The 8,695-nt window shown below is 45.0% G+C and carries 8 protein-coding genes, 1 tRNA gene and 1 pseudogene; 4 read left to right on the top strand and 6 right to left on the bottom strand.

The window, feature by feature from the left end; genetic code table 11:
- A partial coding sequence (locus A37S_RS28315) for a DUF4372 domain-containing protein (protein ID WP_157278585.1) occupies nt 1-173 on the bottom strand: 173 nt, incomplete at its 3' end.
- Between the two features lie 869 nt (nt 174-1,042).
- Between A37S_RS28315 and A37S_RS27485 the strand changes: the two genes are divergently transcribed.
- From A37S_RS27485 to A37S_RS0111315, 4 genes and pseudogenes are all read left to right on the top strand, one after another.
- A complete protein-coding gene (locus A37S_RS27485; RefSeq protein ID WP_084163871.1) occupies nt 1,043-1,237 on the top strand; it encodes a hypothetical protein in 195 nt (64 codons plus the stop codon).
- Nucleotides 1,188-2,018, top strand: coding sequence for a recombinase family protein (locus tag A37S_RS0111320; protein ID WP_028297077.1), 831 nt, complete (start codon nt 1,188-1,190; stop codon nt 2,016-2,018). The genes A37S_RS27485 and A37S_RS0111320 overlap by 50 nt, the downstream gene beginning before the upstream one ends.
- A gap of 10 nt (nt 2,019-2,028) precedes the next feature.
- Nucleotides 2,029-2,130 (top strand): annotated as a pseudogene (locus A37S_RS28310) (hypothetical protein); the annotation flags it as partial.
- 42 nt (nt 2,131-2,172) lie between these two features.
- The gene (locus tag A37S_RS0111315) at nt 2,173-2,712 is read left to right on the top strand and encodes a hypothetical protein (protein WP_245586361.1); all 540 of its coding nucleotides are present in this window, start codon (nt 2,173-2,175) and stop codon (nt 2,710-2,712) included.
- A gap of 192 nt (nt 2,713-2,904) precedes the next feature.
- On the opposite strand, the gene A37S_RS0111310 is transcribed toward A37S_RS0111315, so the two are convergent.
- The 5 genes from A37S_RS0111310 to pnp form a co-directional block, all read right to left on the bottom strand.
- Nucleotides 2,905-2,992 (bottom strand) — tRNA-Ser (locus tag A37S_RS0111310).
- 328 nt (nt 2,993-3,320) lie between these two features.
- Nucleotides 3,321-4,268, bottom strand: coding sequence for a D-2-hydroxyacid dehydrogenase (locus tag A37S_RS0111305; RefSeq protein ID WP_028297075.1), 948 nt, complete (start codon nt 4,266-4,268; stop codon nt 3,321-3,323).
- 66 nt (nt 4,269-4,334) lie between these two features.
- Nucleotides 4,335-5,408 carry a 3-phosphoserine/phosphohydroxythreonine transaminase gene (serC, locus tag A37S_RS0111300; RefSeq protein ID WP_028297074.1) on the bottom strand — a complete coding sequence of 358 codons (1,074 nt, stop codon included), beginning with the start codon at nt 5,406-5,408 and terminating at the stop codon, nt 4,335-4,337.
- A gap of 170 nt (nt 5,409-5,578) precedes the next feature.
- Nucleotides 5,579-6,250 carry a ribulose-phosphate 3-epimerase gene (gene rpe / locus A37S_RS0111295; RefSeq protein WP_028297073.1) on the bottom strand — a complete coding sequence of 224 codons (672 nt, stop codon included), beginning with the start codon at nt 6,248-6,250 and terminating at the stop codon, nt 5,579-5,581.
- Nucleotides 6,251-6,467: 217 nt separating this feature from the next.
- Nucleotides 6,468-8,606 (bottom strand): polyribonucleotide nucleotidyltransferase, encoded by a 2,139-nt coding sequence (pnp, locus tag A37S_RS0111290; protein WP_028297072.1) that lies wholly within the window; start codon nt 8,604-8,606, stop codon nt 6,468-6,470.
- Nucleotides 8,607-8,695: the final 89 nt, after the last annotated feature.

The following is an 8,695-nucleotide window of genomic DNA, read 5'->3' as shown; positions in this document are numbered from 1 at the left end:
AATATTCCGAACAGCATCGTCATGAGTTGTGTCCATGAATCAAAGGTCTTGTAATAGCGGTCAGACCGGTGCTTGCTCACAAGCATCTCAAATTTGTTCCTTGGAATAAAACCTAATAATTGTTTGAAGATTGGCTGACCGACTAATTTCTTTTCTGTATTTTTATCACTCATATTTTTAGTTTGTCGTAAAACCAAAATATGAAAAAAGGAGCTTGCCAGATATGGCAGCTCCTTAAATTATTTTTTGTCGGTCAGTAGTGATAATAAATACTTCTATCGTTATGTAACCATTCTAAAGAAAGAGTAGAAAAAAAGAATACAAAACCGATATATACAAAAAGCTATAATCCCTTCGGCCTTTTTTCATTCGTTTGACAAACTGTGTTTGTTTAATAACTATATCCATTTAAAATTCACAAAAAAACCGACTTTGTAGGTTTTTCTGCACTCTGCAAGAGCAAGTAGTTTTGAGGCACTAAATTCTATTTCGAGTGCCTCAAAACACAACTTGCCGTGTTCCGCTGAACACAATAATCCGCTCTTCGAGACGGATTGTAGTTAGCTGTCAAAACTGCTTCTCATTCTGGTCATAGATACTTTGTTTTATAAATAGAAACGTACATAGGTAGATACATACCTACGCTCAAAGTAAACACGCTCCTCCCTCTTAAAATTTTTCCAAAAGAAAAAAACAGAAAAAAAGAAAGCCATTCAATCAAGGCGGACAGGCGGAAAAACCAAAAGGAAACGGAATAAGTCCCGAAGGGTGGCAGAGCAACACAACAACTCGGCGAAGCCGCCTCTTTTGCCCTGCCATTATGCCGTAGTCTTTTGGTTGGGCGGTGCGGTGGGTGTCCGCCTTATCTTTGCTACCTTTTTGTTCTTTTTTGACTATATTTTAATATACAATTTGGCAATCGAACGCCAAACACTACCTCTGACTGCAACATTGAAAGCTCGAACACCCTTTCACGGTAATTTCAAAAATGAAGCTGATAATCTGCTTCATTTTTTAGAACATACATAAAGGAGTAACAGCGATGGGAAACAGTGAGAACAAAAAGGAAACTCCCGAAATCAACAAGACCATTTTGGAAATAAATGAGCAAAGGGAGCGTGAGAAAGAGGAAAAATTTGTAGATTTAATCATTGAGATTATTGTATCTGCAACGTTAAGGGAATACTATGAAAAGAGCGATAAGATACCTACGGTTCAGCCAACTCGGACAGAGTAACGGTTCCATCGAAAGGCAGGAACTCTATACCGACCAATGGCTGAAATTCAATAATGTCGAACTGGTGGACACCTTTATCGACAGGGGCAAGAGCGCACGGACGTTTGACCGCCCCGACTTCATCAAGCTGAGGGAGTTCATAACCAAGCACCACAGAACGGTCGATTATCTTTTGGTAGACCAACTCGACCGTTTCAGCCGTGATGCTGGGGAAGCGATGAGCATGGTCAAGCTCCTGCAACAGAAATACAGCATACAGGTTGTGAGCGTGACCGAGGGCATTACCTTTGATTACGACACGCCCGGAAGTTTCTTCCGTGCAGGTTTGCAGTTGTTGCTTGCCGAAGAGGACAATATCAACCGTAGCATTAAGGTCAAGGGCGGTATCTATACCGCAAAAGCCAAAGAGGGAAGATATGTTTACAAGAACGCTCCGTTCGGGTACAGGAAACAGGGGGAACGCAAAGAAAGGCGGTTGGTAATCGAGGAAACCGAAGCCAAGATAGTACGGTTCATTTACGATGCTTATTTGAGAGATACACCGCTTTATCTGATAAAGGAGCAAGCCCAACGGTTGGGGTTTCCGACCAAAGGCAACATGGCTATAGAACGGGTGCTTAAAAACCCGACCTATGCAGGCTTGCTGAAAGTGGAAACCTACAAGGACTATGCAGGTGGATTGTTTGACGGCATCCACGAACCTATCGTCGACAAGACCACGTGGATGATGGTACAGGAGAAAATGAAACGACCCGAAAAGACTAAGGACGGTCATCGATGATGAAATCCCATTGCGTGGGATATTGAAGTGCCATTGCGGAAACCCTTTATCGGGCGCACCGTCAAGGGGCAAATCGGGCAAATATTTCTATTACTATAAGTGCAGGCACTCCAAGCACAATAACATAAGTGCAATAAAAGCCCACAACCAATTTTTGGAAGCCTGCGAACTGATGAGCCTGCCGAGTGCAAGGGTAAGGAAGATTAGGACAGTTACCAAAAGCTCGCTCGATTTGGAAATGGAGAGCAACCGTAAAAAGGTCATCGAAAAGAGAACCCAGTTGCAGGAAGTCGAGGAAAAACTGTTCTCGGTCGAGGAGAAATGGATAAAGAACGAAATCAATAAAGATACCTACGACCGTTGGTATTCGATATACAGCAACGAGATGCTGAATCTCAAAGGGGCGATTGAACGGTTGAGCAATGACCAGAGCAAGGCGTTCAGCATCTTGGAAGACAACCTAAACCTATTGACCGATATGCGCCACGTATATACGGTGTCCGATACCCTGCAAAAAAGGGAATTTGTGAACAGGGTGTTCGACAGCAACCTGTACCATGAAAATGGTATTTATCGAACACCCACTATGCTCGGTTTGCTATCGCATAACCATTTGAAAATGAAAGAAAAGGGATTGCTGATTTACGAAAAAAAAGAGGGTCTTCATCAAGAAGACCCTCTCAGCGGAAAGTGAGGGATTGGCTGCGTCGCACTACCCCGCGCACATAGCCGCAGCCATCCCATTGGGGGGAGGCTTCAAGCAAAATCAAACATTCGCTGCGCTCATTTACTTTTTCCGTTTTAATTCTTTTGCCTGAGCACGCTCGCAAAAGTCTTAAAACGGAAAAAGCCCCCTCGCCTAAGGCGAGGGGGCTTTGATTCTGCTTGGCGGAAAGTGAGGGATTCGAACCCCCGGTCCTGTTACAGACAACGGTTTTCAAGACCGCCGCATTCGACCACTCTGCCAACTTTCCGCTGCAAAAGTACAAACTCCTGACTATTTCGCAAACCTAAAACCATAAAGTTTTACAACATTCACATAACAAATTCATTTCGTGGTAGATAATTTGAAATTACCCATTTAAAGCAGTGTATTTATTCCCAAATAACAACAAATCGCATTTGTTCGCAATCCTCGAGAGCCACATTTTCTTGCGCTTTTGCTATTTGAAAAGCTGGTTCAAGGCAACAAAGTGCTTACACCAGTCAGCTCGGTGGGAATGAAAATTCAATGTGCGAGGGCAAAAAAAAGGAATTGCTTTCAGGCAATTCCTCATTCATTCCTAGCTTCGGTATTTAAGCTTATTTTTTCAGATCGGCAATGATCAAATTGGCCAACTCTACTCCTATTCTTTCCTGTGCCTCATTGGTCGCGGCACCGATATGCGGAGTGAGTGAAATCCTCGGGTGTTTCAGTATTTCCTCACGAGGTGTGGGTTCATTTTCAAAAACATCCAGTCCAGCGAACGCCAGCTTTCCAGAGTTGAGGGCATCCAGCAGTGCCTCTTCATCTACTACACCTCCCCTAGCCGCATTGACAATCGCAGCGCCGTCTTTCATCTTGTCAAACTCTTCCTTGCCGATCAATGGCCTGTCTTTGTAAGGCACGTGCAGTGATATAAAATCGGATTGGGACAACAGCTCATCCAAGCTTGCTGCGTGTACGGGAACTTCCACCTGGATACCGCCAGACAAGGTGAGGCTGATGCTGGCAGTGGCAGCGAACAAGTCGTGTACCAACACATTCATACCCAATCCAAGTGCCACACGGGCAGTTTCGTGGCCTATGCGGCCAAATCCGATAATTCCCAGCGTCTTACCCCTCAATTCCACACCCGCACCGTAGGCCTTCTTGAGTTTGGCAAATGCAGTATTCCCTTCTACGGGCATTTTCCTATTGCTGTCATAGAGAAAACGTACACCCGTGAAGAGATGAGCAAAAACCAACTCGGCCACAGACAGTGAGCTGGCGGCAGGTGTATTCACTACCGTAATGCCTTTACTACGTGCGTAGTCTACGTCGATATTGTCCATCCCTACACCACCGCGTCCTATCAGTTTCAGATTAGGGCATGCATCTATCAATTCTTTCCGCACCTTGGTGGCACTACGCACCGTAATGGCATCGTAGCTTTTTAGTTTATCTGCAAGTTCTTCTTGAGCTATATGTTGCGTATCGACGGTAAAGCCTGCCGCTTCTAGCAATTGCTTGCCTACGGCATCTATCCCGTCATTAGCTAATATTTTCATTTGTTTGTTTTAATTATACCGGTTTTAGGTACTATCGTCTATGCTATCTAATATGTAAAAGTCAAGTTATTTGTTGGCATGCTTATCGGCAAACTCTTGCATAGTATCTACCAACACATTGATACTACTGATGGACAAAGCATTGTATATAGATGCTCTGAACCCGCCAACACTTCTATGTCCCTTGATACCTACTAAGCCGCGCTCTTCTGCCAATGCCAAGAATTCTTTTTCCAACGATGGATCTTCCATCACGAAGGTTACGTTCATGCGTGAGCGATTCGCTACCTTGGCAGTTCCTTTGAACAATGGGTTGCGATCTATTTCTTCGTATAACGTACGTGCCTTGATGATGTTCTCTTGCTCCATCACAGCTACCCCTCCCTTGTTTTTTAACCAACGCAGGTTAAGCATGGCCACGTAAATAGCAAATACGGGAGGAGTGTTGTATAGCGAACCAGCATCAGCATGCTTTCTATAATCGAATATCGAAGGCAAATCCCTACCAGTCTTTCCAAGTAGATCGTTTTTCACAATCACCAAGGTAACACCGGCAGGTCCCATGTTCTTTTGAGCACCGGCATAGATCAGGCCGTAATCAGCAACGTTGATTTGGCGACTCAGGATGTCCGAAGACATATCACTCACCAATGGTATAGGCGATAACGGCGTTTCGAACAACTCAGTACCATAGATGGTATTATTGGCTGTATAATGAAAGTATGCGGCATCATCAGGTATAACATATCCTTGGGGCACGAAAGTATAATTGCTATCTTTAGAAGACGCGACGACATCTATAGTACCAAACTTCTGCCCTTCCTTAATAGCCTTAGTAGCCCACACTCCCGAATCTAGGTAGGCTGCCTTACCAAACTGGGGCATCAGGTTCATCGGCACCATAGCAAACTGCTGACTTGCCCCGCCCTGAAGAAACAATACAGAATAGCCTTCGGGAATATTGAGCAATTCACGCACCAACAATTCTGCTTCCTGGATGACCGCCTCAAAGGCCTTAGACCTATGCGAAATTTCCAGAATGGATAAGCCAGATTGCTCGTAATCAAGAACGGCCTCAGAGGCCTCCTGAAAAACTTCTTTTGGTAAAATAGATGGCCCTGCGCCAAAATTGTGTTTCATTGTGTTGTTGTGTTAGAGGTGACCGCTTCTTTCAATAACAATTACCCATCCGAGCACCGTACAATTATAAAGAAGGCATGGCAAATGTAATTCATTAATAAAATATATTCAAAGCCTTAATGCTTTTATTGGCAATTTTTGTACCGAAAACCGATTTGTGATTTTGTTAGTCATATCTTGACCTGCGAAGGGTCTATCCTTTTGAGCGTAGAAACAGCAGCAATAGGATCGGCAGCGGAAAAAACGTTGTTTCCGGCTACCAGCACGTTGGCACCCGCATGCAGCAGGGCGGCGGTGTTATGCTCATTCACTCCCCCATCAATTTCTATTAACAGCTGGGGATTGCGCTCCATTGCCAAGGCTTTCAACTCAGCTATTCGCCTATAAGTGCTTTCGATAAATTTCTGTCCTCCAAAACCTGGATTGACAGACATGATGCAAACGAGGTCTATGTATTCTACGATGTCGCTCAGTGCCGCTATCGGTGTATGCGGGTTAATAGCCACTCCTGCTATACAGCCCAACTCCTTGATTTTGCTCGTCGTTCTATGCAAGTGCGTGCAAGCCTCTAAGTGGACGGTAATATTATTGGCTCCAGCTTCGGCAAAACGCTCCAAATAGCGATCTGGATCCACAATCATCAAGTGTACATCCAAGGGTTTCTGGGCATACTTTTTTACGGCTGCCATCACTGGAAAACCGAAGGATATATTGGGCACAAAAAGGCCATCCATAATATCAACGTGAAACCAATCGGCCTCACTGTTATTGACCATATTGATATCATCCTGCAAATGGGCAAAATCTGCTGCCAAAATAGAGGGAGCAATCAAATGTTTCATGAGAAAAAGTAAAAATTCAAAAGTAAAAATTCAAAAACCGTCGTGCAACGGGATTCCCGAACACATTCGGGATAAAGATTCAAAAAGTGCCGTACACCCGCTCGACAGCTAAAAAATAACTCAAAGAAAAAAGTCACCAAAGTCCATCCACTTTTTATATTAAAGCAGAAACCTTTGGTGACCGATTTTATACTGATGAATAAATCATCAATGTTAATTATTTTGCTTCTTCTTTCTTTTCAGGACGTGGAAGCAATACCTTACGGGACAACTTCAGTTTACCTTGTTTGTCCACGTCAAGCAGCTTCACCTGTACCATTTCCCCTATTTGGAAAACGCCGTCCATGGTTTCATAGCGCTGCCATGCAATCTCGGAAATATGCAATAGGCCGTCCTTGCCAGGTAAGATTTCTATAAAGGCACCGAAAGGCATGATAGACTTCACTTTACCTTCATAGACCTCTCCCACTTCAGGTTTGGCTGCTATCGCGCGGATGCGCCTTACAGCTTCGTCTATGGAAGCCTTATTGTCGGCAAATATCTGCACCACACCCTTATTATCTATTTCTTCAATGGATATGGTGGTACCCGTCTCACGCTGCATTTCTTGGATAATCTTTCCACCAGGTCCTATTACCGCTCCAATGTATTCCTTGTCTATAGTCAGAGATACGATGCGCGGTGCATGTGGTTTATAGTCTTCGCGAGGAACATCCAGCACCTTGTTCATTTCTCCCAAAATATGTAAGCGTGCTTCTTTTGCCTGCTCCAAGGCTTGCTTGAGCACTTCCCATTTCAGACCATTGATCTTCAAGTCCATTTGGCAACCAACGATACCGTTTTTGGTACCGGTCACCTTAAAGTCCATGTCGCCCAAGTGGTCTTCGTCTCCTAGTATATCGCTCAAAATGGCATACTTACCGCTTTCGGGATCGGTAATCAAGCCCATGGCAATACCCGACACCGGAGATTTCAACTTCACGCCGGCATCCAGCAGGGCCAACGTACCCGCGCAAACGGTAGCCATGGAAGAGGAACCGTTTGATTCCAATATATCGGAAACTACGCGAATGGTATAAGGATTCTCGTTATCCGGAGGGAGTACTTGCTTCAATGAGCGCATGGCCAAATTGCCGTGCCCCACTTCCCTACGGCCAGGGCCTCTGTTGGGACGAACCTCGCCAGTGGAAAAGCCAGGGAAATTATAATGGAGTATAAATTTGTTGTATCCGTTGATGAAAGCACCGTCAATCATTTGCTCATCATCCTTGGCACCCAAGGTAACCGAAGTAAGCGATTGGGTCTCACCGCGAGTGAATACGGCAGATCCATGTGCTGCGGGGAGATAATCTACCTCACACCATATAGGCCTCACGGTGCGTGCATCACGTCCGTCCAGGCGAATGCCTTCGTTCAATATCAGGTTGCGAACAGCGTCATATTGCACGTCGTGGAAATACTTTTTGGCCAAGAATAAAGTTTCCTCGTCAACCTCTTCACCCAAGGTAAGGGCAAAAGCCTCTGCAATATCGGCAAACTTGGCCGAGCGCTCGTGCTTGCTAGAGCCCGACTTGGCCACTTCGTAGACACTTTCATAGGTGGCGTCATAAATGCGTTGGCGCAACTCGAGGTTGCTCGGCTCGTGGTTATATTCGCGTTTTTCGGTCTTGCCCACCAAGGCAGCCAATTCAACCTGAGCGGCTACCTGCACCTTGATGGCTTGGTGCGCAAAGGCAATGGCCTCTACCATTTCCTCTTCGGAAATCTCCTTCGATTCGCCTTCTACCATCACGATATCTTCTGCCGAACCAGCCACGATAAATTCCAAGCTAGCCTTTTGCAATTCGGACAACAAGGGATTGATCACCAGCTGACCATCTATCTTGGCTACACGAACTTCCGATATAGGTCCATTAAAAGGAATATCGGAAACAGCCAGCGCAGAAGAAGCCGCCAAACCAGCCAATGCATCGGGCATAATCTCCTTGTCGGCAGAGATCAACGTGATCATCACCTGCGTATCAGCATGGTAATCTTCTGGAAACAAAGGACGCAATGCACGATCTACCAATCGTGAAATCAATATTTCATAGTCGGAAAGGCGTGCCTCACGACGTAAAAAGCCGCCAGGGATACGACCTGTAGCGGCATATTTTTCTTGATAATCTACAGATAAAGGAAGGAAATCTGTACCTGGCTTGGCTTCTTTGGCAGAAACCACCGTGGCCAACAACATGGTATTACCCATTTTCACCACCACCGATCCGTCAGCCTGCTTGGCAAGCTTACCTGTTGAAATTTCGACCAAACGGCCATCGCCGATGTCGAACACTTTTTTAATCTCGTTGTAACTCATTTTTTCTCAATACGATGCGCATTTCGTCTTTAATTGCTTTGTCAATGCTGCGCATCCAAATTTTATGACTTTTAAATTTGGCACAAATG

The organism is Olivibacter sitiensis DSM 17696 (assembly GCF_000427965.1).
Lineage (GTDB): Bacteria > Bacteroidota > Bacteroidia > Sphingobacteriales > Sphingobacteriaceae > Olivibacter > Olivibacter sitiensis.
This window is presented reverse-complemented; position numbering and strand designations above follow the sequence as displayed.

What these genes read in the sequence shown, in the direction of transcription:
- A37S_RS27485 (WP_084163871.1), top strand. Translation starts at nt 1,043, where the DNA reads ATGGGAAACAGTGAGAACAAAAAGGAAACTCCCGAAATCAACAAGACC.
- A37S_RS0111320 (WP_028297077.1), top strand. Translation starts at nt 1,188, where the DNA reads ATGAAAAGAGCGATAAGATACCTACGGTTCAGCCAACTCGGACAGAGT.
- A37S_RS0111305 (WP_028297075.1), bottom strand. Translation starts at nt 4,268, where the DNA reads ATGAAAATATTAGCTAATGACGGGATAGATGCCGTAGGCAAGCAATTG.
- serC (WP_028297074.1), bottom strand. Translation starts at nt 5,408, where the DNA reads ATGAAACACAATTTTGGCGCAGGGCCATCTATTTTACCAAAAGAAGTT.
- rpe (WP_028297073.1), bottom strand. Translation starts at nt 6,250, where the DNA reads ATGAAACATTTGATTGCTCCCTCTATTTTGGCAGCAGATTTTGCCCAT.
- pnp (WP_028297072.1), bottom strand. Translation starts at nt 8,606, where the DNA reads ATGAGTTACAACGAGATTAAAAAAGTGTTCGACATCGGCGATGGCCGT.